This is a genomic window from Enterobacter sp. E20, from assembly GCF_000801755.2.
Taxonomy (GTDB): Bacteria; Pseudomonadota; Gammaproteobacteria; order Enterobacterales; family Enterobacteriaceae; genus Enterobacter; species Enterobacter asburiae_B.
Genome location: NZ_CP012999.1, coordinates 3,438,647 through 3,465,554 on the forward strand (window position 1 = coordinate 3,438,647; position 26,908 = coordinate 3,465,554).

The following is a 26,908-nucleotide window of genomic DNA, read 5'->3' on the forward strand; positions in this document are numbered from 1 at the left end:
CCGGTTTTTTTATGCCCGCAATTCTTCCAGCGGTTTGGGTTTGCCTATCAGGTAGCCCTGCAGGTAATCCACGCCGAAGCGAAGCAGCATCTCGCGCTGCGCCGGTGTTTCGACGTATTCCGCTACGACGCACAGCGATTTCGTCTTCGCCAGATTACACATCGACTGCACGATCATCGCATCCATATCATCGGTACAAATGTCTTTAATAAAGCAGCCGTCAATTTTAATGATGTCTGCCTGCAGGCGTCTGAGGCGCTCGTAGTTGGCGTAGCCGGTACCAAAATCATCTATAGCAATCCGGAAACCGTAATCCCGCAGTTGCTGAATATTGTGGATGCTGCTGCCTGAATTTGAGAAGGCCTGCTCTTCGGTAATCTCAATCACGACGGACTGAGGCGCAACGCCGTAGCGTTCAAAGAGCGCACAAATCTCGGACGCCACCTCTTTTTGCATCAGCGTAAGCGGCATCAGATTAACGGAGAAACGAGCGCCAGCCTGCGTTGAAGGGTGATCGCGCAGCCACAGCAGTAATTTATCCATGACGCACATATCAAACCGGTGGCTAAGGTTGAACTGGGCAATCAACGGAATAAAGCGGTCAGGAGTGAAGATCTCGCCCTCGCTCTCCATACGCGCCAGAATTTCGTAGTAGCCGCTCCCGTCCGCCTTCTGGATCGGTTGCGCGTACAAATGGAACTGTCCCGCCTCCAGGGCATGCTTAATTCGCGCCAGCATCAGGACTCGCTCTGTCGTTTGCCCTGATGCCGCCTCGAGGCTATTCGTGAGCGCAAGCACGTTGTTTGCTGCTCCGCAGGATTGCTCGGCCAGCCAGCTCAGCTGCCCCAGCGTGTGGTGCAGTTTTTCGCCGTTTTCGACCATTCCCCAGGACGCACCGAATTCAATATCCAGCCCGGTGTTGTTCCAGAAAATCTTACGGCTGTTCAGCCGATCAACCATATGCTGGAGGCGCTCAGCGGTTCCCGGGCCCAGTAGTACCAGCACAAGCTCGCTTCCGGGGAGCTGGAAGAGCGTCTCATCTTTTTGCAGGAGAGGCTGCAGCGACGTGGCGATCGTACGTTTGCAATGGACCCGCATCAGGATCCCATAATGGCGGCTCAAAAATTCCAGGTTATCCATACGCAGAATGCTCACTTTTGCATCCGGGTGAATCTCAAGATAATCCTCCAGCGCACGAATATTGGGCAATCCGGTCAGCGGATCGGTGAGCGCCCTGCCCTGCCAGCCCCGCTTAAGCCACTCGCTGCGCTGGTAAATACGCGACATGTAAAGCAGGCAGATCGCGAACGAGATAAGCACGGACAGAATAAAAGAGAGCGAATGGCCCGATTCCACCCCGTTAAGGAAGTTGTAGTTGTAGGTCAACAGCAGCAGCGCAGATACAGCCCACAGCAGAGAAATCAACGCATAGGTCAGTCGGCTTATCGCTAAGGTAAAAAGAATAAAAATCAGCGGCATCAAATAGCCCGCAATGACGGGAGATTCAAAAGGACCACATAAAATGACGAGAATGAAACTTAATAGCACCAGCCAGGCAAAAATATATAATGAATTCTTGTGAAAAAACACGGGCTTCACGCTTCGTCGCCAGAAACTTATTGCATAACGGGGATTAATTATCATTCTTAACGGGTAATAGAACATCATGGTAAAAATCAATGCCGCGCATATCAGGCTTTGTATATCCACAACGTTATAAATTACCGTCCCTTCGCCGAAAAAGGTCGAAATTGTCACCGGAAAATCAAACAAATAGCCCGCCAAATACATCGACAGCTTAATCCCTATTGGCACCATAAAACCGAGCCAGAATATCCGTAATCCGATGTGCTTGTTAGGGATGGAGTAGCGCCAACGCTTACCCAGCATGATGCGCAGAAGGCCGCACGCCGCGAACAACGCAAAGGTCTGACAGAACAGTAATACTGAATATTGTAGCGGTGCTAAATTTACATAGAATAAATTAGTGACAGTAAAACCTAACAAAATGGGAAGAATAGCCCTGCGCCCAAATAGCAGAATTACCGCCAGCATTACGCTTAAAGGTAACCATGCTAAATAAACGTCGTGACCATTAACAATTGCGCGGGGAGAGAGATAACGGGAGACAGGTACCGCAATCAGGCATAAAGCCAGAGCAATCATAAATATCTTTACATTATTGTAAGTTTTTCTATTCATTAACCAGGGCGTTATTTTCCGAGAGAATTATTGACCGGATGGATAATATGTTTATTAATTGCGCGAATCAAGTTCAAGTCTATTTTTAGACTGGTTTATTGATGTCGATTGTGGTGAGGTACGGGAATACCTTCTTTTTGATAACAAAATACGGTGGCGGGTGTTACAAACACATAAAAAAAACCCTCGTCTTTTGACGAGGGTTTACAATTTTGGTGGAGCTAAGCGGGATCGAACCGCTGACCTCTTGCATGCCATGCAAGCGCTCTCCCAGCTGAGCTATAGCCCCACATGTGACTTTACTGACCGCACTCTGTTGGGTTCAGAGTTTGGTGGAGCTAAGCGGGATCGAACCGCTGACCTCTTGCATGCCATGCAAGCGCTCTCCCAGCTGAGCTATAGCCCCATCGTAAAGCTGTCATGTTGACGGGCGGCATAATATGAATTCCACCGCGGAGTGTCAACGGCAAAATCAATCCCAGCAATTCAATCGCCGAAAATTCATGCAAATGAATCACTTTGCGAGCCTGCTCGCAGTCAGGAGTTAAGCCTGTCACGTTTTCACGTAAAACGGTGCTATAAAATGAGCCGTTAATTAACCCTACTGATATTCAGGAAATTGTATGATCAAGGAACGAATGACGCCAGAAGAGTTAGCCCTCCTCACTGGCTATAGCCGCCAGACCATCAATAAATGGGTACGCAAAGAGGGTTGGATTACATCACCAAAACCAGGCGTCCAGGGCGGGAAAGCTCGCCTGGTACATGTGAACGAAAAAGTCCGTGACTTTATCCGCAGCGCACGTCGGGCAAGTGAAACGCCCGAACTGCCAGAAGGCGTCAGTCATGATAGTTCGCTCCACACGCTGCTCCTGACGCTGGCCAATGAAATGACGCCGGAAGAGCAGAAGCAGATGACATCGCTGTTAATGCGGGAAGGGATTACCGGCTTGTTGCAACGTTTAGGGATTCGCGATCAGAACTGATATGAAAAAATTACGCAGCAAAATGACCACGGAAGAGCTGGCGGAGAGTTTGGGCGTTGCCAGACAAACGGTTAATCGCTGGATACGCCAGCAGGGATGGAAAACCGAAGGCCTCAACGGCGTGAAGGGTGGTCGCGCGCGGCTCATTCATATTGATGCGCGCGTGAAGGAACATATTATGAGCCTTCCGGCGATCCGTAACCGTCAGGCGGTTTACCATCTCGCTGAGGTCACCGCTTCATACAGTGAACCCTCTTCAAACCTGTCTCCGGGCATTATTGAGACGCTGGAGAGTATGACTCAGCCAGAGCAGAGGCGTCTGGACGCCTTATTGAAACGCGAAGGCATACACGGCTTTCTGACGCGGCTCGGTCTCACGGAATAAAAGGCATAAAAAAAACGGCAGGGTAACCTGCCGTTTTTTATCTGAGGCCTAATTACTGCTGATTTTCACGTTCAGCGATAAAGTCCAGCGCCTTGTTAATACGCGCCACGCTGCGTGACTTGCCGATGGCGTGAACCGTCACATCCAGCGCAGGAGACTGACCCGCCCCGGTCACCGCAACGCGCAGTGGCATGCCGACTTTACCCATACCGACTTCCAGCTCGTCTGCTGTCGCCTGAATGGCGTGATGCACATTCTCAGCGGTCCACTCGGTAAGGGCCGCCAGCTTGTCGCGCACCACTTCCAGCGGCTGACGCGCAACCGGACGGAGGTGTTTCTTCGCGGCGTCCGCGTCGAACTCATCAAACTCTTCATAGAAGTAGCGGCAGCTTTCGGCAATCTCTTTCAGCGTTTTGCAGCGCTCGCCGAGGAGTTTCACCAGGTCCGCCAGCTCAGGGCCAGTGCGGGTATCAATCTTTGCCTGCTCAATATGCCACTGCAGATACGTCGCCACATATTCTGGCTGCATGGTGTTGATGTAGTGATGGTTCAGCCACAGGAGCTTGTCGGTATTAAAGGCGCTCGCTGATTTGCTTACAGAGCTCAGAGAGAATAGTTCGATCATCTCTTCGCGACTGAAGATCTCCTGGTCACCGTGAGCCCAGCCCAGACGCACCAGATAGTTCAGCAGTGCTTCCGGCAGATAACCGTCGTCGCGATACTGCATAACGCTTACCGCCCCGTGACGTTTAGACAGTTTTTTCCCGTCATCGCCGTTGATCATGGAGACGTGCGCATAAACTGGCACAGGGGCGTTCAGCGCCTTCAGGATGTTGATCTGACGTGGCGTATTGTTGATATGGTCTTCACCACGGACAACGTGGGTAATTTCCATATCCCAGTCGTCAACCACAACGCAGAAGTTGTAGGTTGGAGAACCGTCGGTACGACGGATGATCAGATCGTCCAGCTCCTGGTTGCTGAATTCAATTGGGCCACGGATCTGGTCGTCAAAGATCACCGATCCCTCTTGCGGGTTAGCAAAACGCACCACGCAAGGCTCATCTGCAGCATGCTCGCTATGGTCGTGGCGGCAGCGGCCGTCATAACGCGGCTTTTCACCGTTCGCCATCTGCGCTTCACGCAGTTCATCCAGACGCTCTTTAGAGCAGTAGCACTTATACGCCGTGCCCGCGACCAGCATCTCATCAATGACAGCGTTATAGCGGTCAAAGCGTTTGGTCTGGAAGTAAGGACCTTCATCCCATTCCAGATTCAGCCAGTTCATCCCATCCATAATGGCTTCAATTGCTTCCGGCGTGGAGCGCTCAAGATCGGTGTCTTCAATACGCAGCACGAACTCACCTTTGTTGTGGCGTGCGAAAAGCCAGGAATAGAGAGCGGTACGTGCACCACCGACGTGCAGATAGCCTGTCGGGCTCGGCGCGAAGCGAGTTTTGATTTTCATGAAATGGCCTTACGTTATAAAGATGCCGGCAATCGGCAAATCCTGGGGAAAAAACGATGGGCAATATTCTATCACTGTGGGGGGATTCCTCAATGTTGATCCCTTTATCGTGACCGAGTTTGCGATTTTTGTTTAGAAATCATGCGTCATTGCCCGTTTCGCGATCGTTTTGTTTAATTTTACGACGAACGAATAAAAACTTTAGAAAATGCGTTGACTCATTTTCAACTCTCCCTATAATGCGACTCCACACAGCGGGGGTGATTAGCTCAGTTGGTAGAGCATCTCCTTTACACGGAGGGGGTCGGCGGTTCGAGCCCGTCATCACCCACCATCTACTTCGGTAGGCCCGTAGTGTAGATAAGAATTGAGATTGGGCGATTAGCTCAGTTGGTAGAGCATCTCCTTTACACGGAGGGGGTCGGCGGTTCGAGCCCGTCATCGCCCACCATTCTCACCTTATCGCAGCAGTTCCGAAATGGGCGATTAGCTCAGTTGGTAGAGCATCTCCTTTACACGGAGGGGGTCGGCGGTTCGAGCCCGTCATCGCCCACCATTTCGGGTCGTTAGCTCAGTTGGTAGAGCAGTTGACTTTTAATCAATTGGTCGCAGGTTCGAATCCTGCACGACCCACCAATGTAGAAAGGCGCCCTAAAGGCGCCTTTTTGCTATCTGCAGTTTGTCTACTTCCGCCTTCCAGTACACTTTCACCGCATCATCAATACTGATTGTGTATCGATGTAACTCCCTGCCAGATATGGCAGTTTTGCTCAAGCTAATCCCGTTAGTGCCGATACCTCTGTTTTATAACGCGAGGAAAAAGTATGACGACCATTCAGGCTTCAACCCAACAGATTCAAACCAGCGGCGCGAGTGGAACTTCCAGCAGCAACGATATCGCTACGCAAATCACCCGCATTCTCGACAAGATCAAAAAGCTGACTCAGCAGTTAAAAGAGCTGGCAAACAGCCCCATCAGCACCGATGAGAAGAAGAAGCAGCAGGAACTTATTCAGACCCAGCTCAAAGTGCTGCAGGCACAGCTCGCCGCGCTGCAGCGCCAGCAGGCCGAAGAAGCCCAGAAGAAGCAGGATCAAAAGCTGGGCAAAGTGGAAGGTGTGAATAACCCTTCAGACAATAATCAGATTGATATCTACATCTAATCTTCTGATGCGTTAAACAGTGGGTCGCGTATGCGGGCTTCGGTTAATCGTTGTGCCTGGATACGCACCACTTCCCAGATAGCCTGCGCCGCCCCCGAGAGTGAGCGATTTTTTCGCCGCACCAGCATCAGCTTTCGCTCAACAACGGGCGTTAATCGCTTGACGGCCAGCCGGCTTCCCTGCGGCAGGGGAAGCGCCAGGGCGGGCAACACGCTGATGCCAATGCCGGCTTCTACCATGGGAAAAAGCGTCGCCGGGTGACCAATCTCCTGCACGATCGTTGCCTTTACGCCCTGATTCACCAGCGCGGAATCAATCAGCGGACGGCTGCCCGAGGCATAATCCTGTAAAACCAGGTTCGCGCCCGTCAGGGACTGCCAGCTGACTTCCGGCAACGTAGCCAGCGGGTCGTCGTCACGGCAGAGCAACAAAAAGGGCTCGGAAAGTACGCTTTCGCACGCCAGATCGCTCGCCTGGCCGGGATCGATAACAATACCAAAATCCACATCACCCTGACGGATGCTCTCCAGCACCCACTGCTGCGGCCTGTCATGCAGGACAAAATCAATGTCCGGGTAGCGATGACTTCCCTCGGCAATACACTGCGGTATAAGGTGCGCAGAGATCGTCTGACTGGCCGCGACGCGCACGGTCCCCGAAAGCTGCTGCCCCAGCCTCCCCACGTCTCTGAGCGTGCTGTTCAGCTCATCCAGCAATCGTTCAAGACGCAGGGCGAGCTGCTGCCCCGCTTCGGTCAGAACCACTTCACGGGTTGTGCGGTCAAGCAACTTCACCCCGGTCTGATTCTCAAGCTCTTTCACGCTGTGGCTGACCGCCGACTGGCTCAGGCCAATCATCTCCCCTGCCCGGCTAAAGCTGCGGGCGTGAGCGACGGTGACGAAAATACGAAGCTGGCGTAAGGAGTAATTCATCTGTTTCATTCATGAATGGATGCAATAAATCAATTTTATTTCTCAAATGGAAAAAAGCACAATAGCGACATCTGTTTTCAGGAGTCATTATGAAACTATTTCGTATTGTTGATCCGTTTACGCTCACCCTGGTGGTTACCGTTTTACTGGCCTCGTTCTTCCCCGCCCGCGGGGGCTTCGTCCCGTTTTTTGAAGGGCTGACGACGGCCGCCATCGCACTGCTGTTCTTTATGCACGGCGCAAAGCTCTCGCGCGAAGCGATTATTGCCGGCGGTAGCCACTGGCGGCTGCATCTCTGGGTGATGTGCAGCACGTTCATTCTGTTCCCAATCCTCGGAGTGCTGTTTGCCTGGTGGGCGCCGGTTAACGTCGACCCGGCGCTTTACACCGGTTTCCTGTATCTCTGTATTCTGCCGGCTACCGTACAGTCCGCCATTGCCTTTACCTCTCTCGCCGGAGGGAACGTTGCGGCCGCGGTCTGCTCGGCATCGGCATCCAGCCTGTTAGGGATTTTCGTTTCCCCGCTGCTGGTGGGCCTGCTGATGAACATGCACGGCGCGGAAGGCAATCTCGAGCAGGTTGGAAAAATTTGCCTGCAGCTGCTGCTGCCGTTTGTCCTGGGGCATCTATCCCGTCCATGGACCGGGGCGTTCGTGACGAAGCACAAGAAATGGATCTCAAAAACCGACCAGTCGTCGATTCTGCTGGTGGTCTATTCCGCCTTCAGCGAAGCGGTTGTGAACGGGATCTGGCATAAGGTGGGCGCAGGCTCGCTGCTGTTTATCGTGGTGGTCAGCCTCGTTCTGCTGGCGATTGTGATTGCGGTAAACGTCTTTGTGGCACGCAGGTGCGGCTTCAGCAAAGCGGATGAAATCACCATTGTCTTCTGCGGTTCCAAAAAGAGCCTGGCAAACGGTATCCCGATGGCCAATATTCTGTTCCCGACCTCGGTGATTGGGATGATGGTGCTGCCGCTGATGATTTTCCACCAGATCCAGCTGATGGTATGCGCGGTGCTGGCGCGTCGCTACAAGCGCCAGACCGAAAAGCTGACGCAGGAAGAGACCCGCGCCGCGAAGGCTTAAGGACGTTTCAGGGGCTGAACCAGCTGGGTCAGCCCCTCGGTTTTGATCAGTAACGTGATAGCCATCAGCTCGCCCAGTCGCCCTGCCGGGAATTCATCCTTACGGGCAAACCACAGCAGATACTCCTCCGGCAAATCAATCAGCCTGCGGCCCTTGTATTTACCGAACGGCATCTCCGTATTGGCTATTTCAACGAGCTGTTCTTTCTCCACGTTACTCTCCTAACAGACGCATCATTTCCGCTTCGTCGATAACCTCAATGCCGAGCTCCTGGGCTTTCGCCAGCTTAGAGCCCGCCGCTTCCCCGGCGATCACCAGGTCGGTTTTCTTCGACACGCTGCCCGCCACTTTGGCCCCCAGCGCCACCAGGCGCGCTTTCGCATCGTCGCGTGAAAGCTGACTCAGGCTGCCGGTCAGGACTACCGTTTTACCGGCGAACGGGCTGTCGATCTCTTCGGCGTTAACCACTACCGGCGCGGGCCACCTGATGCCCTCTTCCAGCAGCTTGCCGATGACTTCACGGTTGCTCTCTTCGGCGAAGAAGTTAAAGACGTGCGTGGCGACCACAATGCCAACGTCAGGGACTTTCTGCAGCTCGTCGATGCTTGCCTTTTCCAGCGCCTCCAGCGTACCAAAGTACGCCGCCAGGCCCGCTGCCGTCGCCTCACCCACTTCACGAATGCCCAGCGCGTACAGGAAGCGGGCAAAGGTCGTCTCTTTGGCGGCTTCCAGCGCGTTAACCACATTCTGGGCTGACTTTGGCCCCATGCGATCCAGACCGGTCAGTTTACCTGCCGTCAGCCTGAAGAGATCCGCTGGCGTATGGACATACTCTTTCTCAACCAGCTGATCGATAATCTTGTCGCCCATGCCGTCGACGTCCATCGCCCGACGAGAGACGAAGTGCTTCAGCGATTCTTTACGCTGCGCACCACAGATTAAGCCCCCAGTACAGCGCGCCACCGCTTCACCTTCCACACGCTCAACGTCGGAGCCGCACACCGGGCAGTGGGTCGGGAAGACGATCTCGCGCGTATCGGCAGGACGTTCCGACTCCACGACGTTAACCACCTGCGGGATAACGTCGCCCGCGCGGCGAATCACCACTTTGTCACCAATGCGCAGGCCGAGGCGTTCGATTTCATCGGCGTTATGCAGCGTGGCGTTACTCACCAGCACGCCCGCAACCTGCACGGGCTCCAGACGGGCGACCGGGGTAATCGCCCCCGTACGACCGACCTGGAACTCCACGTCGCGAACGACGGTCATCTGCTCCTGAGCAGGGAACTTAAACGCCACCGCCCAGCGCGGCGCGCGCGCCACAAAGCCCAGCTGCTCCTGCAGCGCCAGTGAATTCACCTTGATGACGACGCCATCAATATCAAAACCGAGCGTCGGACGGTCCTCTTCCACCTTGTGGTAGAACGCCAGCACCGCTTCCGGCGAGTCGCAGAGCTGAACGCGGTTGCTCACCGGCAGGCCCCACGCTTTAAACTGCAGCAGGCGTCCGAGGTGCGTATCCGGCAGCTCGCCGCCCTCCAGAATACCGACGCCGTAGCAGAAGAAAGTAAGCGGTCGCTTCGCGGTAATACGCGGGTCAAGCTGGCGCAGAGAGCCTGCCGCCGCATTACGCGGGTTAGCAAACACCTTCCCGCCGGTGCGACGCGCCTCGTCGTTAATTTTCTCGAAGCCCGCCTGGGGCAGGAACACCTCGCCGCGCACTTCCAGACGCGCGGGAATGTTGTCACCCTGCAGCTTCAGCGGGATCGCGCGGATGGTACGCACGTTGGTGGTGATGTCTTCGCCCGTCGTACCGTCGCCACGCGTTGCGGCACGCACCAGCACGCCGTTTTCATAGAGAAGACTGACCGCCAGGCCATCCAGCTTGAGCTCGCAGCACCAGGTGAGGGAGTCGCTGCTTTTCAGGCGATCCTGCACGCGCTTGTTAAACGCGAGGAAGCTCTCTTCATCGAAGACGTTATCCAGCGACAGCATCGGCACCTCATGGCGCACCTGGCTGAAAGCGCCTAGCGGCTCAGCGCCGACGCGCTGGGTAGGGGAATCCGGCGTGATAAGCTCCGGATGCTGCGCCTCTAATTCGCGCAGCTCGCGCATCAGGCGGTCATATTCGGCATCCGGGACTTCCGGCGCGTCCATAACATGATAGAGGTATTCATGATGGCGAAGCGTGGTTCGCAGTTCAGTGAGTTGTTGTTCGATTGAGTCCATATCGCACCATCAATGAGAAAAAACCCCCGACAGGCGGGGGTTGAGGAGGAGTTGAAGTAAACGCGACGATTACGCGTTAGCTTCCTTAACTTCGCGGATGCGGTCCTGATACTCGCGCAGCTTCTGCGGGGTCATCATTCGACGCTGATCGTCGAGCACCACGCCGCCGACTTCGTCAGCGATGTGCTGAGCGGACTGCAGCATCAGCTTAAAGTTTTGCAGTTCGTCGCCGTAAGAAGGCACCTGCATAAAGATAGTGACGCCCGGGGTCACGAAATCACCGGTCATTTCCGGATCAAAGGTGCCAGGGTTAACCATGTTGGCCAGGCTGAACAGCGCCGGACCGCTACCGTCAGGGCTCAGATGGCGATGGAAAATGTTCATATCGCCAAACTTGAATCCTGCCTGTTGAATACTGTTGAGCAGCACGTCACCGTTAAGATGGCTGCCGTGATGCGCGGCCACGTTCATGATGATCACCGCTTCTTTACGCTGCGGTTTTTCAACAACCGGCTCTGGTTCTACAACGGGCTCAGGCTCAACGTGTGGAGCCGGAGCAGGCTGAGACGCAGGCTGTACGTGAACAGGCTGCTGCGGTTGTTGTACCGGCTGAGCAGGCTGTTGCTGCACGGGCTGCTGCACCGGTTGCTGTTGAACCGGCTGTGGCGCAGCAGGCTGCTGATAGACAGGCTGTTGCGGCGGCTGGCGCACCGGTTCTTCCACAGGCTGCGGCGCTGGCTGGCGCGGCTGTGCAGAAGCATACGGCGGTTGATACTGGTGCTGCGAAGGACGAGGCGCTTCATGCTCCCCATGGCCTGCGCCGGGCGCAGTATTGACCCGATGAACACGAACTTCACCCACGCCTTCGTCATCGCTGCCGTCGATGTCATCTTCACTGTCATCGTCGTCACGACTGGACTTCATGCGCTTCAGTGGGCGATCGCGAAACATCGAGGAACGCTCTTTACGGCTGGTCCAGAAACCATGTACCAGTAAAGCGATTATGGCGATCGCGCCAACAATGATTAATATCAGACGCAAATCCTGCATCATTATATTCTCTGTTGTTCTAACACCTTGCCACCACGGCAAACATTTACTCACTAAGAGTATTTGCCGTTTACGTCAAGTGCAAGTGTGTGCAGAGCATTCACAGCATAAAGATGAAGGAAATCGTGCTTTTTGCTGGTTTTTCGAACATTTCCGAACTGGTCATTGCTCCGTAAGTGGATAATATAGGCGGGCAATTCCACTGGTTGTGTAAAAAGGAGTACAGCCTGGCTATGGTTTCAACATCTTCTTCTCCCCCGCGCAGCGGCGTCTGGTATTTTTCTCAGGGCTGGAAACTGGTCTCCCTGCCGGGGATTCGACGCTTCGTGATTCTGCCGCTGTTGATCAACATTATTCTGATGGGCGGCGCGTTCTGGTGGCTATTCACAAAGCTGGAGAGCTGGATCCCATCGCTGATGAGTTACGTGCCGGACTGGCTGCAGTGGCTTAACTACCTGCTCTGGCCGGTGGCGGTGATCTCCGTGCTGCTGGTGTTTGGATACTTCTTTTCGACGATTGCCAACTGGATAGCCGCACCGTTCAACGGTCTGCTGGCGGAACAGCTGGAAGCGCGGCTTACTGGTGCGACGCCACCGGACACGGGCGTGCTGGGGATCATGAAAGACCTGCCACGCATCATGAAGCGCGAGTGGCAGAAGTTTGCCTGGTACCTGCCCCGCGCGGTCGTGCTGCTTATCCTCTATTTTGTGCCAGGCATTGGCCAGACGGTGGCGCCGGTGCTGTGGTTCCTGTTCAGCGCCTGGATGCTGGCCATCCAGTACTGCGACTATCCGTTCGATAACCACAAGGTGCCGTTTAAAGAGATGCGCACCGCCCTGCGCAGCCAGAAGGTCGCCAACATGCAGTTTGGCGCGCTGACCAGCCTGTTCACCATGATTCCCTTCCTGAATCTGTTCATCATGCCCGTCGCCGTCTGCGGCGCGACGGCGATGTGGGTCGACTGCTACCGTGCTAAGCACGCGTTATGGAAATAATGCAAAAATGTGTAAAGCAGGGGTGGCTTATGCCGCCCCTTATTCCATGCTGATCCCCATTATTTCCTTGCAGTATATAGATATGCGAATTCCTTACTTCCCCCTACCTGCTCAACAGGTATGCTGGGTCGGTATCCCAATTTCATACAGTTAAGGACAGGCCATGAGTAAGATTTATGAAGACAACTCGCTGACTATCGGTCATACGCCCCTGGTTCGACTGAACCGTATCGGTAATGGACGCATTCTGGCGAAGGTCGAATCACGTAACCCGAGCTTCAGCGTAAAATGCCGTATCGGTGCAAACATGATTTGGGATGCTGAAAAACGTGGCGTACTGAAGCCTGGCGTTGAGCTGGTGGAACCGACCAGCGGTAACACCGGTATCGCTCTGGCCTATGTGGCTGCCGCGCGTGGCTACAAGCTGACGCTGACCATGCCAGAAACCATGAGCATTGAGCGTCGTAAGCTGCTCAAAGCGCTGGGCGCGAACCTGGTGCTGACCGAAGGCGCGAAGGGCATGAAGGGCGCCATTCAGAAAGCTGAAGAGATTGTGGCCAGCGATCCGGCGAAATATCTGCTGCTGCAGCAGTTCAGCAACCCGGCTAACCCGGAAATTCACGAGAAGACCACCGGTCCGGAAATCTGGGAAGATACCGACGGCCAGGTTGACGTCTTTATCTCCGGCGTAGGTACCGGCGGTACGCTGACCGGCGTGTCACGCTATATTAAAGGCACAAAGGGTAAAAAAGACCTGATCACCGTTGCCGTTGAGCCAACTGACTCACCGGTTATCACCCAGGCACTGGCGGGTGAAGAGCTTAAGCCAGGCCCGCATAAAATTCAGGGTATTGGCGCAGGCTTCATTCCGGGCAACCTGGATCTGAAGCTGATCGATAAAGTGGTGACTATCACTAACGAAGAAGCCATTTCTACCGCGCGTCGCCTGATGGATGAAGAAGGCATTCTGGCGGGTATCTCTTCCGGTGCAGCCGTTGCGGCAGCGCTCAAGCTTCAGGAAGATGAAGCCTTTACCAACAAGAATATTGTGGTTATCCTTCCTTCTTCGGGCGAGCGTTACTTGAGCACCGCACTGTTTGCCGATCTGTTTACCGAAAAAGAGCTGCAACAGTAGTGCCAGCATGTTAATAACGCGTAAAAAAGCACCTTTTCAGGTGCTTTTTTGTGGCCTGCTTCAAACTTTTGCCCCTCCTGGCATTGCTTCACCCCGTTTGGTCTGGTATTTAAACCAGCAATTATTTTGATGCGTGAAATTAATCGGTGAATGAAATAGCCTTGCTGAATCGATTTTATGATTTGGTTCAAGTCTTGCTTTCGCTGCATAATGTTTAATGACGATCGAAACGTCAGCGCTAACAATACAGGCTAAAGTTCAGTCGCCAGGCTAGACTTTAGTTCCACAACACTAAACCTATAAGTTGGGGAAATACAATGTTCCAGCAAGAAGTTACCATTACCGCTCCGAACGGTCTGCACACCCGCCCTGCTGCTCAGTTTGTTAAAGAAGCAAAAGGCTTCACTTCTGAAATCACTGTGACTTCCAACGGCAAAAGCGCGAGCGCAAAAAGCCTGTTCAAACTGCAGACTCTGGGCCTGACTCAGGGCACCGTTGTCACCATCTCTGCAGAAGGTGAAGACGAGCAGAAAGCAGTTGAGCATCTGGTAAAACTGATGGCTGAGCTCGAGTAAGTTTCCGGGTTCTTTTAAATATCAGTCACAAGTAAGGTAGGGTTATGATTTCAGGCATTTTAGCATCCCCGGGTATCGCTTTCGGCAAAGCACTGCTGCTGAAAGAAGACGAGATCGTCATCGACCGGAAAAAAATTTCTGCCGACAAGGTTGATCAGGAAGTTGAACGTTTTCTGAGCGGTCGTGCCAAGGCATCTGCGCAACTGGAAGCAATCAAAACTAAAGCTGGCGAAACTTTCGGTGAAGAAAAAGAAGCCATCTTCGAAGGGCACATCATGCTGCTCGAAGATGAGGAGCTGGAGCAGGAAATCATAGCCCTGATTAAAGATAAAGGCATGACGGCCGACGCGGCTGCGCATGAAGTTATCGAAGGTCAGGCAACTGCCCTGGAAGAACTGGATGATGAATACCTGAAAGAACGTGCGGCTGACGTACGTGACATCGGTAAGCGCCTGCTGCGCAACATCCTGGGTCTGGCCATTATCGACCTGAGCGCGATTCAGGATGAAGTTATCCTGGTTGCCGCTGACCTCACCCCGTCTGAAACTGCACAGCTGAACCTGAAAAAGGTCCTCGGTTTCATCACCGACGCGGGTGGCCGTACCTCTCACACCTCTATCATGGCGCGCTCTCTGGAACTGCCTGCCATCGTGGGTACCGGTAGCGTCACCTCTCAGGTGAAAAACGGCGACTATCTGATTCTGGATGCCGTAAACAATCTGGTTTACGTCAACCCAACCAATGAAGAGATCGATAAACTGCGCGCGGTTCAGGAGCAGGTTGCGACTGAAAAAGCTGAACTCGCTAAGCTGAAAGACCTGCCAGCCATCACCCTGGACGGCCATCAGGTAGAAGTGTGCGCAAACATCGGTACCGTCCGCGACGTTGATGGCGCTGAGCGCAACGGTGCGGAAGGCGTAGGTCTCTATCGTACAGAATTCCTGTTCATGGACCGCGACGCGCTGCCAACGGAAGAAGAGCAGTTTGCTGCCTATAAAGCCGTGGCTGAAGCGTGTGGTTCTCAGGCGGTTATCGTCCGTACCATGGACATCGGCGGCGACAAAGAGCTGCCGTACATGAACTTCCCGAAAGAAGAGAACCCGTTCCTGGGCTGGCGTGCAATCCGTATCGCGATGGATCGTAAAGAGATCCTGCGTGACCAGGTTCGCGCGATCCTGCGTGCCTCTGCTTTCGGTAAACTGCGCATCATGTTCCCGATGATCATCTCTGTTGAAGAAGTGCGTGCACTGAAGAAAGAGATCGAAATCTACAAACAGGAACTGCGCGACGAAGGTAAAGCGTTTGACGAGTCAATCGAGATCGGCGTAATGGTGGAAACACCTGCGGCGGCGACCATTGCGCGTCATTTAGCCAAAGAAGTTGATTTCTTTAGTATCGGCACCAATGATTTAACGCAGTACACCCTGGCAGTTGACCGTGGTAATGATATGATTTCACATCTCTACCAGCCAATGTCACCGTCCGTACTGAACTTGATCAAGCAAGTTATTGATGCTTCTCATGCAGAAGGTAAATGGACTGGCATGTGTGGTGAGCTTGCAGGCGACGAACGTGCTACACTTCTGTTGCTGGGTATGGGTCTGGACGAATTCTCTATGAGCGCCATTTCCATCCCGCGCATTAAGAAGATTATCCGTAACACGAACTTCGAAGATGCGAAGGTGTTAGCAGAGCAGGCTCTTGCTCAACCGACAACGGACGAGTTAATGACGCTGGTTAACAAGTTCATTGAAGAAAAAACAATCTGCTAATCCACGAGATGCGGCCCAAATTACTGCTTAGGAGAAGATCATGGGTTTGTTCGATAAACTGAAATCTCTGGTTTCTGATGATAAGAAAGACTCCGGAACTATTGAGATTGTTGCTCCGCTCTCCGGCGAGATCGTCAACATCGAAGACGTGCCGGATGTAGTGTTTGCTGAGAAAATCGTTGGTGATGGCATTGCTATCAAACCAACTGGCAACAAAATGGTTGCTCCAGTTGACGGCACCATCGGTAAAATTTTTGAAACCAACCATGCGTTCTCTATCGAATCTGATAGCGGTATCGAACTGTTCGTTCACTTCGGTATCGACACCGTTGAACTGAAAGGCGAAGGCTTCAAACGTATCGCGGAAGAAGGCCAGCGTGTTAAAGTTGGCGACCCGGTAATTGAATTCGATCTGCCACTGCTGGAAGAAAAAGCCAAGTCTACCCTGACGCCGGTTGTTATCTCCAACATGGACGAAATCAAAGAACTGATCAAACTGTCTGGCAGCGTCACCGTGGGTGAAACCCCGGTTATCCGCATCAAGAAGTAATTCTTGCCGCACAGAAAAATGGCACCTTCGGGCGCCATTTTTGTTTATGCCGGTAGGATAAGCTCGTCGTAGCCCTTCGACTGGGTATAGAGCATCACGTCAGTCACCCGATCGCCCGCCATGCGAATGGCGTCGGCAACGGTTTTCCCCTCAACAATTCCGCTCACCAGCTCTGAACAGAACAGGTCGCCCGTCCCTTTCAGATCGGTTTCTACGCGCGGATGCGCGCTGACGGTCACGCCTTCATTCGTCACCAACACTACGTGGATGTTTTCCGGGTCATCGGCCACCGGCGCGCTGGTGATCGCCACCCATTTCAGGCTATCGGAGAGCAGTCCCTGCGCCGCCGAGATGGCGCTTTCCGGCGTACGGCACGGTTTGCCGCTTAACACTTCCAGCTCATAGACGTTTGGTGTGATCCCCTGCGCCAGCGGCAGCAGGTGCTCCCGATACGCCTGCGGGATCTCGGGCTTGACGTACATACCGCTGTCGATATCTCCGATAACCGGGTCGACCAGCACCAGCAGGTCAGGATGCTGCGCTTTGACCGCCTTCAGCCATTGAGCCAGCAGGACGATCTGGCTGGCGCTGCCCATATAGCCGGTGGTGACCGCTTTAAGCTCGCGCAGGATCTCGCGTTCTTCCAGTGCCTTAAGATAGCCGCTGAACCACTCGTCGGGGATCACCCCACCATAAAACGTATCGTAATGCGGCGTGTTGCTAAACAGAACCGTCGGCACGGCGGTGACGTTCAGCCTGTGGGTACGAATATTCGGTACCGCAATGCTGTTCCCCACGCTGCCGTAAACCACCTGCGACTGCACTGCGACAATGTCGGTTTGCTGCGCCCGGGTGTTATCCCGGAATAGAATCATCTCCATGACGCTTAAATCCCCGCCCCCTGCGAATAACTCTCTTCACCAAAGACGCCGGTAGACAGATAGCGATCGCCGCGATCGCAAATAATCGCCACTACTACCGCCCCCGGGTTTGCCTGCGCCACCCGAATCGCCCCCGCTACCGCGCCGCCCGAGCTGACGCCGCAGAAGATACCTTCGCGCACGGCCAGCTCACGCATGGTATTTTCCGCCTCGCGCTGGTGAAGATCCAGCACCTGGTCCACCAGCTGCGCATTAAAGATGCCGGGCATATACTCCGCCGGCCAGCGGCGAATACCCGGAATGCTGCTCCCCTCTTCCGGCTGGAGGCCAACGATGGTGACGGCTTTTTCCTGCTCGCGCAGAAAACGCGATACCCCGGTAATGGTGCCTGTGGTGCCCATGCTGGAGACAAAATGGGTGATACGCCCGTCGGTTTGCTGCCAGATTTCCGGGCCGGTGGTGGTGTAGTGCGCGTACGGGTTGTCCGGGTTGTTGAACTGATCCAGCAGTTTACCTTCACCGCGCCCGGCCATCTCCAGCGCTAAGTCGCGTGCGCCTTCCATTCCCTGCTCTTTGGTCACCAGAATCAGCTCGGCCCCGTAGGCACGCATCGCGGCGCGGCGCTCCTGGCTCATGTTGTCCGGCATCAGCAGCTTCATGCGGTAGCCTTTCAGCGCGGCGATCATCGCCAGGGCGATACCGGTGTTGCCGCTGGTGGCCTCTATCAGCACGTCGCCTGGCTTAATTTCTCCGCGTTTTTCGGCCTGGACAATCATCGACAGCGCCGCGCGGTCTTTCACCGAGCCCGCCGGGTTATTGCCTTCGAGTTTGACCCAGATTTCGCTGCCGTTGTCCGGACCCGTGCGCTGAAGCTTGACCAAAGGAGTGTTGCCGATGGTGTGTTCTAATGTATTCATGATCGCTGTCCAATAAAAAGCCCGGTGGCGCTTCGCTTACCGGGCCTACAGACGTCATATTGTAGGCCGGGTAAGCGCAGCGCCACCCGGCAAAACTACGTAATCCTAACCTATCAGGCTGACTCCGCCAGAGCAATATCCTCGCGCGTCTCGATGCGCTCCTTCCCGTGATAAATACGGGCGTGCTGCAAACCAACAAACAGGCGCTCCCCCCGGTGCGGCGGCACGTCGTCGCGCATGACCACGGTCAGCGGCTCGGTATACCAGCCCAGCGGCTGTACCACCAATTGGGTGTAGTGACCTTTAGGGCTAGCTTCCAGCACCTGCACCGGCAGCGGTGAATCCAGGCTGGTTCGGCGGCTCACGTCCACTTCCCACGGACGCAGGAACAGATCGACCGGCCCCTGATGCGCGGAGGTATAGCCCAGCGGCCAGCGATGCGCGCCAACGTGGAACTGTCCGCCGCGAATAGTGCCCTGCAGACGGTTTACCTCGCCCATAAACTCCAGCACGAAGCGGGTCGCCGGTTCACGCCAGAGCTGCTCCGGCTCGTCAACCTGCTCAATGTTGCCCTGGCTCATGACCACCACGCGATCCGCAACTTCCATCGCCTCTTCCTGATCGTGGGTCACGAAGACGCTGGTGAATTTCAGCTCTTCATGGAGCTGACGCAGCCAGCGGCGCAGCTCTTTACGCACCTGCGCATCCAGCGCGCCGAAGGGTTCATCCAGCAGCAGAATTTGAGGCTCAACGGCCAGCGCGCGCGCCAGCGCCACGCGCTGTTTCTGCCCGCCGGACAGCTGGGCCGGGAAACGATCCGCCAGGTGAGCCAGCTGCACCATCTCCAGCAGTTTGGTCACTTTCGCCTTAATAGTTGCCGCATCCGGACGTTCGCGACGCGGCAGCACGGTCAGGCCAAACGCGATGTTGTCGAACACGGTCATGTGGCGGAACAGCGCGTAGTGCTGGAACACAAAGCCTACTTTACGATCGCGGGCGTGCAGACGGCTCACGTCGGTGCCGTGAAAGCGGATGTGCCCGCTGGTCTGATGCTCAAGCCCGGCGATAATACGCAGCAGCGTGGTTTTGCCCGAGCCGGACGGCCCCAGCAGCGCCACCATTTGTCCGGAAGGGATATCCAGCGAGATATCATTCAGCACCTGGGTGCGACCAAAAGACTTCTTAATATTGGCAATCTCAATGCTCATGATTTCCCTCCTGATGCTGACGTTTTTCCTGATTTTCTAAACGCCACTGCACCACACTCTTCAAAAACAGGGTCAAGATGGCCATCAGCGTCAGCAACGCTGCGGCAGTAAACGAGCCGATGGTGTTGTAGTCCTGCTGCAGCAGCTCAATCTGGAGCGGCAGCGACAGGGTTTCACCCCGGATGGAGCCGGAGACGACGGAAACGGCACCGAACTCACCAATCGCGCGGGCGTTGGTCAGCACCACGCCGTAAAGCAGCGCCCAGCGGATATTCGGCAGCGTCACGCGACGGAACATCTGCCAGCCGGAAGCGCCCAGCAGCACCGCCGCTTCGTCTTCGTTGCTCCCCTGGCTTAACATCACCGGCACCAGCTCACGCACCACAAACGGACAGGTCACGAAGATGGTGACCAGCACCATGCCCGGCCAGGCGAACATGATCTGCAGGTTATGCTCGTCCAGCCAGCCGCCCAACGGACCGTTGGAGCCGTAAAAGAGCAGGTACACCAGACCCGCCACCACCGGCGATACGGCGAAAGGAATGTCCAGCAGGGTCAGCAGCAGCTGACGTCCCGGGAAGTTAAAGCGGGTTACCAGCCAGGCCAGCAGGGTCCCGAACACGAGGTTCACCGGCACGGTGATCAGCGCAATCAGCACGGTCAGCCAGATGGCATGCAGCATATCCGGGTTCGCCAGGTTTTCCAGCGCGGGCATCAGGCCCTTGCTGAACGCCTGAACGAAGATATAAACCGTCGGCACGACGAGAATGAGGGCGGAAACCAGCACGCCCGCCCCAATCAGAAACCATTTACCCCAGTTGATGCGGGGTGCATCGTATCGCTTCAATTGCGTAACTTCCGCCATCAGTGACCTACCACACGTCGACCAAAGCGACTTTGCAGAGTGTTAATCGAGTACAGCAGCAGCAGCGAGGCCGCCAGGATCACCGAGGCAATCGCGCTCGCCGCCGGATAATCAAACTCCTGCAAACGGATGAAAATCATCAGCGAGGTGACTTCTGTTTTCCAGGCGATGTTCCCGGCGATAAAAATCACCGCGCCGAACTCACCGAGGCTGCGGGTAAACGACAGCGCGACGCCCGCCATCAGCGCCGGAGAGAGCTCCGGCAGAACCACCTTGCGGAAGCTCTGCCAGCGCGTGGCGCCCAGCGTTTCCGCCGCTTCTTCGTATTCCGGCCCCAACTCTTCCAGCACCGGCTGCACGGTACGGACCACAAACGGGATGCTGGTAAAGGCCATCGCCACCGCGATACCGAGCCAGGTGTAGGTCACTTTGATGTCGAATTTCGCCAGCCACTCGCCGTACAGCCCGTTCACGGAGAAGAGCGACGCGAGGGTTAAGCCTGCCACCGCCGTCGGCAGCGCAAACGGCAGATCCATCAGGGCGTCAAGCAGCGTGCGGCCCGGGAAGCGATAGCGGGTTAAGATCCACGCCATCAGCAGGCCAAACACGCCGTTAAAAATGGAGGCGACAAACGCCGACAGCAGCGTCACCTTGTAGGCCGCCACCACCTGCGGGTTGGTGACCACGTCCCAGTACTGCGCCCAGCTCATCTGAGCAAGCTGCATCACCAGCGCGCTGAGCGGCAACAGCAGGATCAGGCAGACGAACAGCAGGCTGGTCCCGAGGCTTAAGGTAAAGCCCGGCAGCACGCGTTTTGTCGAAACTGCAAACATTACTTATGCCCCGCCGCCAGCAGTTTGTCTAACTCACCGCCGCTGGCAAAATGCGTTTTCATCACATCAGGCCAGGAGCCGAAATGATCTTCCACGCGGAACAAATCGGTCTGCGGGAACTTATCTTTCAGTTTGTTCATTACGTCCGGGTTATTCACGCGGTAGTAGTAATCGGTAATGATGGTCTGCGCCTGCGGGCTGTACAGGTAGTTGAGATAGGCTTTTGCCGCTTTCTCGGTACCGTTCGCCTGCACGTTTTTATCCACCCACGCCACCGGGAACTCGGCCAGGATGTTGGTTTTCGGGATAACGACCTCGAAGCCCTGCGCTTCGTACTGTTTGCGGATGTTATTCACTTCCGATTCAAAGCTGATCAGCACGTCGCCGAGACCGCGCTCCGCGAAGGTCGTGGTCGCCCCGCGGCCGCCGGTATCAAACACTTCGACGTTTTTCAGGAACTGGGTCATGAACTGCTCGGTTTTGGCTTTATCGTTACCGTCAGCCTTGTCCGCCGCGCCCCACGCGGCTAAATAGGTATAACGCGCGTTACCGGAAGTTTTTGGATTCGGGAAAATCAGCTTCACGTCGGAACGCACCAGGTCGCTCCAGTCGTGGATATTCTTCGGGTTGCCCTTACGCACCAGGAAGCCCATGGTGGAATAGAACGGGGAGCTGTTGTTCGGCAGTCGGCTCTGCCAGTCTGCCGGGATCAGCTTGCCTTTGTCGTGCAGGATCTGCACGTCAGTCACCTGGTTGTAGGTCACCACATCCGCTTTCAGGCCCTGCAAAATCGCCAGCGCCTGCTTGGACGACCCGGCGTGGGACTGCTTGATGGTCAGCTTGTCGCCGTTATTGTCTTTCGCCCACTGCTGTTCAAACGGTGGATTAAGGGCGGCAAACAGCTCGCGGGAGACGTCATACGAACTGTTTAACAGTTCAGTCGCCTGCGCCTGTGCCACCAGCAGTAAACCTGCCAGCGCCAGAGTTCCTTTTTTCAGTACAGTAACGGCCATTGCGCACCCTTATAAATGTGATGACTATCTTATAGTCATAATATTTATAACGGGGATGAAAGGAGTAACGGTTTTATATACCGTTTGGTGATTTAGAAGCAGAAAAGGGAATAAGGGGGAGGCCTGATGCCCTCACCCCGGCCCTCTCCCACAGGGAGAGGGAGAAAGGACATTACAGCGCCAGCAGACGCTCAACGGACGGCGCAAAGTAGTAGCCGCCGGTCACCGGTTTGGTGAAGCGCAACATGGCGTCGCGCTTGCCGTCGGTATCACCGAACATGCTCAGCAGCTGCTGCTCAATGTTATACAGGCGCGCGCAGTACGCGCAGAAGTAGAGGCCGTGCGTGCCGCTTGCCGTGCCGTACGGCAGGCTCTGGCGAACAATCTTCAGCCCTTTACCGTCTTCTTTCAGGTCAACGCGGGTCAGATGAGAGGTCACAGGACGGTCGTCGCCGTCGATCTCTTCGTTGGCTTCTTTAGTGCGGCCAATCATCATCTCCTGGTCGTGCACGCTCATGCGGTTAAGCTGCTTGAGGTTGTGCTCCCAGCGCTGCACGAACACGTAGCTGCCGCCCGCGTCCACGCCGTCTTTGATTACCGCGACTTCACGACGCGTCTCTTCGCCTGCCGGGTTTTCGGTCCCGTCGACGAATCCGCTTAGATCGCGCTCTTCCACCCAGCGGAAGCCGTGAACCTCTTCCTGCACCTCAATGCTGTCGCCAAAGGCCGCTACTGCCGCCTGGGCAACGGAGAAGTTCACGTCGTGACGCAGGGAGAGAATGTGGATAAGCACGTCGTACTGGGTTGCCGGAGCCAGACCTTTGCCGTAAGGGATGAAGTCTTTTAGCTCTTCCGCCCCTTCGCCACCGCTCAGCTGACGCCAGACGTTATTGCCAAAGGCAACAACGGCGCCGAGGTGCGCTTCCGGGAATTTGGCCTGGAAGGTGGCCAGCTTATCAACAAACGCTTTACTGGCCGCACGCAGGGCATCCACGTCCCCTTTGACATTGGCTTCAATCCAAATCGCCGCGCGGCAATGTTCTGGCAAAATGCCACTCTGAACCTGAGACATCGCTCCTCCTGAAATAAAGATGCCACGTCAGCGTGGCATTGATGGCGGCTATTATACCCGGATTTCAGCGAGGCGGTTTGTTCAGGCGCAAATTACTGCTTCCAGAGTATTTTGCTCACTTTCCAGCTCCTGAGCGTGTCGTCAGACGGCATCAGACCTTCCGGGCCGCTCCAGGTTCCGGTGAAGACATAGCTGATGTGCTGGCTGCCTTCAGCCTTACATTCCACCGCGACCTTGTCGTCAGACGGCAGGCTGGTGCAGTTGCCAAAGGCCTGCTTATAAAGGTCGCTGAACGCCGTCCCCACCTTCACACCGCTCGCCGTCGGAATATCTTCATCCATCACGGCAATTCGGTTTACCGTGCCTTTGTCACCGTTGATCACCAGCGCCAGCTTGTCGCCCTTCAGCGCTTCGTAATAGCGAACAATATTGCCATTCTCCGCTTTCATGCCGCTACGCAGGCGGTAATCGCCGCTGAGCGCATCCTGAATAGCGTCCTGATCCAGCGCCGTCGCGGCGGTAATTTTCCCCACGCCCTGCTCGGTGACTTCCGTTGATGAGCCAAACCAGTTCCACGGATACGCGGCGGACCAGTTAATGGAGGAGAGCGTCGAACAGCCGGTCAACGCCAGCGGGAGAGCGCATAAAAGTAAACGCAGCGATTTCATTGAAACGTCCTTTCTTGTTAAATCAACGCTTGTTGGAGTGCGACATCGGCAAAAAGTGCCGGATTAATCATCCTGATGCGCAAAACAGGCGCGAAGACGCGGATTGGTCAGCAGCCACAGCAGCGCCACAATATCGGCAACCACCAGCGCAACGCCGGTGCCCGTCAGCGGTTCACCGTACCACCAGAGTACCGGCTGCCAGAAGAGCAGCGCAACCTGGGCGAGGATCAGCAGCCAGCGAAGCGCGCGCCAGAAACGTGGGATCGCATGCCGTCGTCCGCTGCACAAAAAAGCGACCACCGCCGGTACGCCCGGCAGCAAGCCGAGCCAGAAGGCGTCGTGATCGGGATAAAAGAGATTCAGCAGCGTGTCACCCTGCCCGCGCGACGCGGCGGCCATCACAAACAGCACCCAGGTTCGGGCCTGGAGCAGCAGAACGCACCAGAATAAAAAGGGCAGCCTGACGCGGCCCTGCGCGTCATAGTCTGCCGGATGGATCTCAGTACTCTTCATCTTCGATCAGACGCTTTCCTAAACTCAGCACGTCGGAATGCTCGTAGCCCAGACGCTCATACATGCCCAGCACCACGTCGTTATCTTCCCGTACCATGATCTGGATTTTCGGGCAGCCGCGGGCGATCAGCTTCTTCTCGAGCCGGTTCAGCAGCGCATTGGCAATGCCGCGGCCACGGTATTCCGGGTGGACGCCCAGATAATAGGCCGAGCCGCGGTGGCCGTCATAACCGCCCATGACCGTCCCCACAACCTCGCCATTGACTTCCGCGACCAGAAACAGACTGACGTCGTGATTCACCTTACGTTCGATATCCATTTCCGGATCGTTCCACGGACGCAGCAGATCGCAGCGCTCCCAAAGGGTGATCACCTCTTCGAAATCTTCCTGGCGAAAAACGCGTATCTCCATGGTATTAACCGCCTTTTCGGGTTTAAAAACAGTGATTATGGCGCGAAGCTCGCCTTTCGCCAATAACCGGGGAAAATCTCGCCAAAATTTGGCATAATGTCACTTTGTCACGTATTGAAATGAAAAGTAAAACAATTCTCAACATGGACTGTCGTAACGGGAAACACGATACGATATAACACCAGGACCCCATTTTTTAGTATTCAGGCCGCATGAGCACATTCAAACCATTAAAAGCACTCACATCGCGTCGTCAGGTTCTCAAAGCGGGGCTGGCGGCCTTAACGTTAACGGGCATCGCAAAGCAGGCTCAGGCGAAAGACGAGAGCACGCTCAAAACCAGTAACGGACACAGCAAACCGAAAACCAAAAAGCCGGGCGCGAAGCGTCTGGTAATGCTCGACCCGGGCCACGGCGGTATTGATACCGGCGCCATCGGCAAAAACGGGTCAAAAGAAAAACACGTCGTGCTGGCAATTGCAAAAAATGTGCGCGCAATTTTACGCAGCAACGGCATTGACGCCCGTCTGACGCGCTCTGGCGACACCTTTATTCCGCTGTATGACCGCGTTGAGATCGCCCACCAGCACGGTGCGGATCTGTTTATGTCGATTCACGCCGACGGCTTTACCAACCCTTCTGCGGCAGGCGCCTCGGTGTTTGCACTCTCTAACCGTGGTGCCAGTAGCGCCATGGCAAAATACCTCTCCGACCGCGAAAACCGGGCGGATGAAGTCGCCGGGAAAAAAGCCACCGACAAAGATCATCTGCTACAGCAGGTGCTGTTCGACCTCGTGCAGACGGATACGATTAAAAACAGCCTGACGCTCGGCTCGCATATTCTGAAGAAGATTAAGCCAGTGCATCGTCTGCACAGTAAAGGCACCGAGCAGGCGGCATTCGTGGTGCTGAAGTCGCCGTCCATCCCGTCCGTGCTGGTGGAAACGTCCTTTATTACCAACCCGGAAGAAGAGCGGCTCCTCGGCACCACGGCGTTTCGTCAGAAGATCGCCAACGCTATCGCCTCCGGCATTATCAGTTACTTCAACTGGTTCGATAACCAAAAAGCGCACTCCAGGAAACGTTGATGAAACCCGATGCTCAACTGGTCAAAACCTTCCTGCTGCAGCTGCAGGATGAGATCTGCCAGAAACTGGCTGCCGCAGACGGCGGTGAATTTCAGGAAGATAACTGGCAGCGCGAGGCCGGAGGCGGCGGGCGCAGCCGCGTGCTGCGAAACGGCGGCATCTTCGAACAGGCAGGCGTGAATTTTTCCCACGTTCACGGCGACGCCATGCCCGCATCTGCGACGGCGCATCGTCCTGAACTGGCGGGCCGTAGCTTCGAGGCGATGGGCGTTTCGCTGGTAGTGCACCCGCACAACCCGTTCGTGCCGACGAGCCACGCCAACGTGCGCTTTTTCATTGCGGAAAAACCAGGCGCCGACCCGGTCTGGTGGTTCGGCGGCGGTTTCGATTTAACGCCATACTACGGCTTCGAAGAAGATGCCGTGCACTGGCACACCACCGCGCGGGATCTTTGCCTACCGTTTGGCGAAGACGTCTACCCGAAATTTAAAAAGTGGTGCGATGACTACTTTTACCTGAAGCACCGCGACGAGCAGCGCGGCATCGGCGGGCTGTTCTTTGATGATCTCAACGCGCCTGATTTTGATACCGCGTTCAGCTTTATGCGCGCGGTAGGCGAAGGCTATACCGACGCCTATCTGCCGATTGTCGAGCGCCGTAAAAATACCGACTACGGCGTGCGCGAGCGCGAGTTCCAGCTTTACCGCCGCGGGCGCTACGTGGAGTTCAACCTGGTGTGGGATCGCGGGACGCTGTTCGGCCTGCAGACCGGCGGGCGCACGGAGTCGATTCTGATGTCGATGCCGCCGCTGGTACGCTGGGAGTACTGCTACGAGCCAAAAGAAGGCAGCCCGGAGGCTGCCTTGCGTGAGTTTATTCAGGTTCGGGACTGGGTGTAGCCCTTATCCCCT

27 protein-coding genes and 6 tRNA genes are annotated in these 26,908 nt (G+C 55.4%); 15 read left to right on the forward strand and 18 right to left on the reverse strand.

What is annotated here, in order from left to right; all coding sequences use genetic code 11:
* Nucleotides 1–9: 9 nt before the first annotated feature.
* The 3 genes from NI40_RS15980 to NI40_RS15990 all read right to left on the reverse strand — a co-directional run bounded on the left by NI40_RS15980 (nt 10) and on the right by NI40_RS15990 (nt 2,608).
* Complete coding sequence (locus tag NI40_RS15980) at nt 10–2,202, reverse strand: sensor domain-containing phosphodiesterase (RefSeq protein WP_039263692.1); 2,193 nt, start codon at nt 2,200–2,202, stop codon at nt 10–12.
* A 213-nt stretch (nt 2,203–2,415) separates the two neighbouring features.
* Nucleotides 2,416–2,491 (reverse strand) — tRNA-Ala (locus NI40_RS15985).
* Nucleotides 2,492–2,532: 41 nt separating this feature from the next.
* Nucleotides 2,533–2,608 (reverse strand) — tRNA-Ala (locus tag NI40_RS15990).
* Between the two features lie 217 nt (nt 2,609–2,825).
* Between NI40_RS15990 and NI40_RS15995 the strand changes: the two genes are divergently transcribed.
* Together NI40_RS15995 and NI40_RS16000 are read left to right on the forward strand one after the other, a co-directional pair.
* Nucleotides 2,826–3,188 (forward strand): YfeC-like transcriptional regulator, encoded by a 363-nt coding sequence (locus NI40_RS15995; RefSeq protein ID WP_039263693.1) that lies wholly within the window; start codon nt 2,826–2,828, stop codon nt 3,186–3,188.
* A 1-nt stretch (nt 3,189) separates the two neighbouring features.
* Nucleotides 3,190–3,573 (forward strand): YfeC-like transcriptional regulator, encoded by a 384-nt coding sequence (locus NI40_RS16000; RefSeq protein WP_033146144.1) that lies wholly within the window; start codon nt 3,190–3,192, stop codon nt 3,571–3,573.
* Between the two features lie 52 nt (nt 3,574–3,625).
* Here the strand turns inward: NI40_RS16000 and gltX are convergent, their stop codons facing one another.
* Nucleotides 3,626–5,041 carry a glutamate--tRNA ligase gene (gene gltX / locus NI40_RS16005; protein ID WP_029742100.1) on the reverse strand — a complete coding sequence of 472 codons (1,416 nt, stop codon included), beginning with the start codon at nt 5,039–5,041 and terminating at the stop codon, nt 3,626–3,628.
* A 258-nt stretch (nt 5,042–5,299) separates the two neighbouring features.
* Here gltX and NI40_RS16010 point away from each other — a divergent pair.
* From NI40_RS16010 to NI40_RS16030, 5 genes are all read left to right on the forward strand, one after another.
* A tRNA-Val gene (locus NI40_RS16010) sits at nt 5,300–5,375 on the forward strand.
* Between the two features lie 41 nt (nt 5,376–5,416).
* A tRNA-Val gene (locus tag NI40_RS16015) sits at nt 5,417–5,492 on the forward strand.
* A gap of 29 nt (nt 5,493–5,521) precedes the next feature.
* A tRNA-Val gene (locus NI40_RS16020) sits at nt 5,522–5,597 on the forward strand.
* A gap of 4 nt (nt 5,598–5,601) precedes the next feature.
* Nucleotides 5,602–5,677, forward strand: a tRNA-Lys gene (locus NI40_RS16025).
* A gap of 188 nt (nt 5,678–5,865) precedes the next feature.
* Nucleotides 5,866–6,204, forward strand: coding sequence for a FlxA-like family protein (locus NI40_RS16030; RefSeq protein ID WP_039263694.1), 339 nt, complete (start codon nt 5,866–5,868; stop codon nt 6,202–6,204).
* Here NI40_RS16030 and NI40_RS16035 read toward each other — a convergent pair.
* Nucleotides 6,201–7,136: a LysR family transcriptional regulator gene (locus NI40_RS16035; protein WP_033146568.1), complete on the reverse strand. Its 936-nt coding sequence runs from the start codon at nt 7,134–7,136 to the stop codon at nt 6,201–6,203. The genes NI40_RS16030 and NI40_RS16035 overlap by 4 nt on opposite strands.
* Before the next feature lie 89 nt (nt 7,137–7,225).
* Here NI40_RS16035 and NI40_RS16040 point away from each other — a divergent pair, with 89 nt between their 5' ends.
* Nucleotides 7,226–8,221 carry a bile acid:sodium symporter family protein gene (locus NI40_RS16040; RefSeq protein ID WP_039263695.1) on the forward strand — a complete coding sequence of 332 codons (996 nt, stop codon included), beginning with the start codon at nt 7,226–7,228 and terminating at the stop codon, nt 8,219–8,221.
* On the opposite strand, the gene NI40_RS16045 is transcribed toward NI40_RS16040, so the two are convergent.
* The 3 genes from NI40_RS16045 to zipA all read right to left on the reverse strand — a co-directional run bounded on the left by NI40_RS16045 (nt 8,218) and on the right by zipA (nt 11,503).
* Complete coding sequence (locus NI40_RS16045; protein ID WP_003861328.1) at nt 8,218–8,433, reverse strand: DUF3820 family protein; 216 nt, start codon at nt 8,431–8,433, stop codon at nt 8,218–8,220. The genes NI40_RS16040 and NI40_RS16045 overlap by 4 nt on opposite strands.
* 1 nt (nt 8,434) lies before the next feature.
* On the reverse strand, nt 8,435–10,450 hold the full coding sequence (ligA, locus tag NI40_RS16050) for an NAD-dependent DNA ligase LigA (protein WP_039263696.1): 2,016 nt from the start codon (nt 10,448–10,450) through the stop codon (nt 8,435–8,437).
* 69 nt (nt 10,451–10,519) lie between these two features.
* Entirely contained in the window at nt 10,520–11,503 is a 984-nt protein-coding gene (gene zipA, locus NI40_RS16055; protein WP_039263697.1) for a cell division protein ZipA, read from the reverse strand.
* A gap of 230 nt (nt 11,504–11,733) precedes the next feature.
* Here zipA and cysZ point away from each other — a divergent pair, with 230 nt between their 5' ends.
* The 5 genes from cysZ (at nt 11,734) to crr (ending at nt 16,527) form a co-directional block, all read left to right on the forward strand.
* Nucleotides 11,734–12,495: a sulfate transporter CysZ gene (gene cysZ, locus NI40_RS16060; RefSeq protein ID WP_039263698.1), complete on the forward strand. Its 762-nt coding sequence runs from the start codon at nt 11,734–11,736 to the stop codon at nt 12,493–12,495.
* Between the two features lie 163 nt (nt 12,496–12,658).
* On the forward strand, nt 12,659–13,630 hold the full coding sequence (cysK, locus tag NI40_RS16065) for a cysteine synthase A (protein WP_014884739.1): 972 nt from the start codon (nt 12,659–12,661) through the stop codon (nt 13,628–13,630).
* Nucleotides 13,631–13,947: 317 nt separating this feature from the next.
* Nucleotides 13,948–14,205, forward strand: coding sequence for a phosphocarrier protein Hpr (gene ptsH / locus NI40_RS16070; RefSeq protein ID WP_000487600.1), 258 nt, complete (start codon nt 13,948–13,950; stop codon nt 14,203–14,205).
* Nucleotides 14,206–14,249: 44 nt separating this feature from the next.
* On the forward strand, nt 14,250–15,977 hold the full coding sequence (gene ptsI / locus NI40_RS16075; RefSeq protein ID WP_023332954.1) for a phosphoenolpyruvate-protein phosphotransferase PtsI: 1,728 nt from the start codon (nt 14,250–14,252) through the stop codon (nt 15,975–15,977).
* A gap of 40 nt (nt 15,978–16,017) precedes the next feature.
* Nucleotides 16,018–16,527, forward strand: coding sequence for a PTS glucose transporter subunit IIA (gene crr / locus NI40_RS16080; RefSeq protein ID WP_003861316.1), 510 nt, complete (start codon nt 16,018–16,020; stop codon nt 16,525–16,527).
* A 44-nt stretch (nt 16,528–16,571) separates the two neighbouring features.
* On the opposite strand, the gene pdxK is transcribed toward crr, so the two are convergent.
* The 10 genes from pdxK to NI40_RS16130 all read right to left on the reverse strand — a co-directional run bounded on the left by pdxK (nt 16,572) and on the right by NI40_RS16130 (nt 24,909).
* Complete coding sequence (pdxK, locus tag NI40_RS16085; RefSeq protein ID WP_039263699.1) at nt 16,572–17,408, reverse strand: pyridoxine/pyridoxal/pyridoxamine kinase; 837 nt, start codon at nt 17,406–17,408, stop codon at nt 16,572–16,574.
* 5 nt (nt 17,409–17,413) lie between these two features.
* Entirely contained in the window at nt 17,414–18,325 is a 912-nt protein-coding gene (cysM, locus tag NI40_RS16090) for a cysteine synthase CysM (RefSeq protein WP_039263700.1), read from the reverse strand.
* Nucleotides 18,326–18,438: 113 nt separating this feature from the next.
* Nucleotides 18,439–19,533, reverse strand: coding sequence for a sulfate/thiosulfate ABC transporter ATP-binding protein CysA (cysA, locus tag NI40_RS16095; RefSeq protein ID WP_008501607.1), 1,095 nt, complete (start codon nt 19,531–19,533; stop codon nt 18,439–18,441).
* Nucleotides 19,523–20,398, reverse strand: coding sequence for a sulfate/thiosulfate ABC transporter permease CysW (gene cysW / locus NI40_RS16100; protein WP_023308733.1), 876 nt, complete (start codon nt 20,396–20,398; stop codon nt 19,523–19,525). The genes cysA and cysW overlap by 11 nt, the downstream gene beginning before the upstream one ends.
* On the reverse strand, nt 20,398–21,231 hold the full coding sequence (cysT, locus tag NI40_RS16105) for a sulfate/thiosulfate ABC transporter permease CysT (protein WP_004123378.1): 834 nt from the start codon (nt 21,229–21,231) through the stop codon (nt 20,398–20,400). The genes cysW and cysT overlap by 1 nt, the downstream gene beginning before the upstream one ends.
* Nucleotides 21,231–22,244, reverse strand: a complete 1,014-nt coding sequence (locus NI40_RS16110) for a sulfate ABC transporter substrate-binding protein (protein ID WP_023308734.1) — start codon at nt 22,242–22,244, stop codon at nt 21,231–21,233. The genes cysT and NI40_RS16110 overlap by 1 nt, the downstream gene beginning before the upstream one ends.
* Nucleotides 22,245–22,416: 172 nt before the next feature.
* A complete protein-coding gene (locus NI40_RS16115) occupies nt 22,417–23,316 on the reverse strand; it encodes a Dyp-type peroxidase (RefSeq protein ID WP_039263701.1) in 900 nt (299 codons plus the stop codon).
* 92 nt (nt 23,317–23,408) lie between these two features.
* On the reverse strand, nt 23,409–23,984 hold the full coding sequence (locus NI40_RS16120) for an RpoE-regulated lipoprotein (protein ID WP_039263702.1): 576 nt from the start codon (nt 23,982–23,984) through the stop codon (nt 23,409–23,411).
* 63 nt (nt 23,985–24,047) lie between these two features.
* Nucleotides 24,048–24,497, reverse strand: coding sequence for a DUF2919 domain-containing protein (locus NI40_RS16125; RefSeq protein WP_039263703.1), 450 nt, complete (start codon nt 24,495–24,497; stop codon nt 24,048–24,050).
* The gene (locus NI40_RS16130; RefSeq protein WP_023308738.1) at nt 24,484–24,909 is read right to left on the reverse strand and encodes a GNAT family acetyltransferase; all 426 of its coding nucleotides are present in this window, start codon (nt 24,907–24,909) and stop codon (nt 24,484–24,486) included. Before NI40_RS16130 ends, NI40_RS16125 begins: the two co-directional genes overlap by 14 nt.
* 212 nt (nt 24,910–25,121) lie before the next feature.
* Here NI40_RS16130 and amiA point away from each other — a divergent pair, with 212 nt between their 5' ends.
* Nucleotides 25,122–25,997: an N-acetylmuramoyl-L-alanine amidase AmiA gene (gene amiA / locus NI40_RS16135; protein ID WP_023308739.1), complete on the forward strand. Its 876-nt coding sequence runs from the start codon at nt 25,122–25,124 to the stop codon at nt 25,995–25,997.
* Complete coding sequence (gene hemF / locus NI40_RS16140; protein WP_039263704.1) at nt 25,997–26,896, forward strand: oxygen-dependent coproporphyrinogen oxidase; 900 nt, start codon at nt 25,997–25,999, stop codon at nt 26,894–26,896. The genes amiA and hemF overlap by 1 nt, the downstream gene beginning before the upstream one ends.
* The last annotated feature ends 12 nt before the right edge of the window (nt 26,897–26,908 follow it).

What these genes read in the sequence shown, in the direction of transcription:
- NI40_RS15980 (WP_039263692.1), bottom strand. Translation starts at nt 2,202, where the DNA reads ATGAATAGAAAAACTTACAATAATGTAAAGATATTTATGATTGCTCTG.
- NI40_RS15995 (WP_039263693.1), top strand. Translation starts at nt 2,826, where the DNA reads ATGATCAAGGAACGAATGACGCCAGAAGAGTTAGCCCTCCTCACTGGC.
- NI40_RS16000 (WP_033146144.1), top strand. Translation starts at nt 3,190, where the DNA reads ATGAAAAAATTACGCAGCAAAATGACCACGGAAGAGCTGGCGGAGAGT.
- gltX (WP_029742100.1), bottom strand. Translation starts at nt 5,041, where the DNA reads ATGAAAATCAAAACTCGCTTCGCGCCGAGCCCGACAGGCTATCTGCAC.
- NI40_RS16030 (WP_039263694.1), top strand. Translation starts at nt 5,866, where the DNA reads ATGACGACCATTCAGGCTTCAACCCAACAGATTCAAACCAGCGGCGCG.
- NI40_RS16035 (WP_033146568.1), bottom strand. Translation starts at nt 7,136, where the DNA reads ATGAATTACTCCTTACGCCAGCTTCGTATTTTCGTCACCGTCGCTCAC.
- NI40_RS16040 (WP_039263695.1), top strand. Translation starts at nt 7,226, where the DNA reads ATGAAACTATTTCGTATTGTTGATCCGTTTACGCTCACCCTGGTGGTT.
- ligA (WP_039263696.1), bottom strand. Translation starts at nt 10,450, where the DNA reads ATGGACTCAATCGAACAACAACTCACTGAACTGCGAACCACGCTTCGC.
- zipA (WP_039263697.1), bottom strand. Translation starts at nt 11,503, where the DNA reads ATGATGCAGGATTTGCGTCTGATATTAATCATTGTTGGCGCGATCGCC.
- cysZ (WP_039263698.1), top strand. Translation starts at nt 11,734, where the DNA reads ATGGTTTCAACATCTTCTTCTCCCCCGCGCAGCGGCGTCTGGTATTTT.
- cysK (WP_014884739.1), top strand. Translation starts at nt 12,659, where the DNA reads ATGAGTAAGATTTATGAAGACAACTCGCTGACTATCGGTCATACGCCC.
- ptsH (WP_000487600.1), top strand. Translation starts at nt 13,948, where the DNA reads ATGTTCCAGCAAGAAGTTACCATTACCGCTCCGAACGGTCTGCACACC.
- ptsI (WP_023332954.1), top strand. Translation starts at nt 14,250, where the DNA reads ATGATTTCAGGCATTTTAGCATCCCCGGGTATCGCTTTCGGCAAAGCA.
- crr (WP_003861316.1), top strand. Translation starts at nt 16,018, where the DNA reads ATGGGTTTGTTCGATAAACTGAAATCTCTGGTTTCTGATGATAAGAAA.
- pdxK (WP_039263699.1), bottom strand. Translation starts at nt 17,408, where the DNA reads ATGGAGATGATTCTATTCCGGGATAACACCCGGGCGCAGCAAACCGAC.
- cysM (WP_039263700.1), bottom strand. Translation starts at nt 18,325, where the DNA reads ATGAATACATTAGAACACACCATCGGCAACACTCCTTTGGTCAAGCTT.
- cysA (WP_008501607.1), bottom strand. Translation starts at nt 19,533, where the DNA reads ATGAGCATTGAGATTGCCAATATTAAGAAGTCTTTTGGTCGCACCCAG.
- cysW (WP_023308733.1), bottom strand. Translation starts at nt 20,398, where the DNA reads ATGGCGGAAGTTACGCAATTGAAGCGATACGATGCACCCCGCATCAAC.
- cysT (WP_004123378.1), bottom strand. Translation starts at nt 21,231, where the DNA reads ATGTTTGCAGTTTCGACAAAACGCGTGCTGCCGGGCTTTACCTTAAGC.
- NI40_RS16110 (WP_023308734.1), bottom strand. Translation starts at nt 22,244, where the DNA reads ATGGCCGTTACTGTACTGAAAAAAGGAACTCTGGCGCTGGCAGGTTTA.
- NI40_RS16115 (WP_039263701.1), bottom strand. Translation starts at nt 23,316, where the DNA reads ATGTCTCAGGTTCAGAGTGGCATTTTGCCAGAACATTGCCGCGCGGCG.
- NI40_RS16120 (WP_039263702.1), bottom strand. Translation starts at nt 23,984, where the DNA reads ATGAAATCGCTGCGTTTACTTTTATGCGCTCTCCCGCTGGCGTTGACC.
- NI40_RS16125 (WP_039263703.1), bottom strand. Translation starts at nt 24,497, where the DNA reads ATGAAGAGTACTGAGATCCATCCGGCAGACTATGACGCGCAGGGCCGC.
- NI40_RS16130 (WP_023308738.1), bottom strand. Translation starts at nt 24,909, where the DNA reads ATGGAGATACGCGTTTTTCGCCAGGAAGATTTCGAAGAGGTGATCACC.
- amiA (WP_023308739.1), top strand. Translation starts at nt 25,122, where the DNA reads ATGAGCACATTCAAACCATTAAAAGCACTCACATCGCGTCGTCAGGTT.
- hemF (WP_039263704.1), top strand. Translation starts at nt 25,997, where the DNA reads ATGAAACCCGATGCTCAACTGGTCAAAACCTTCCTGCTGCAGCTGCAG.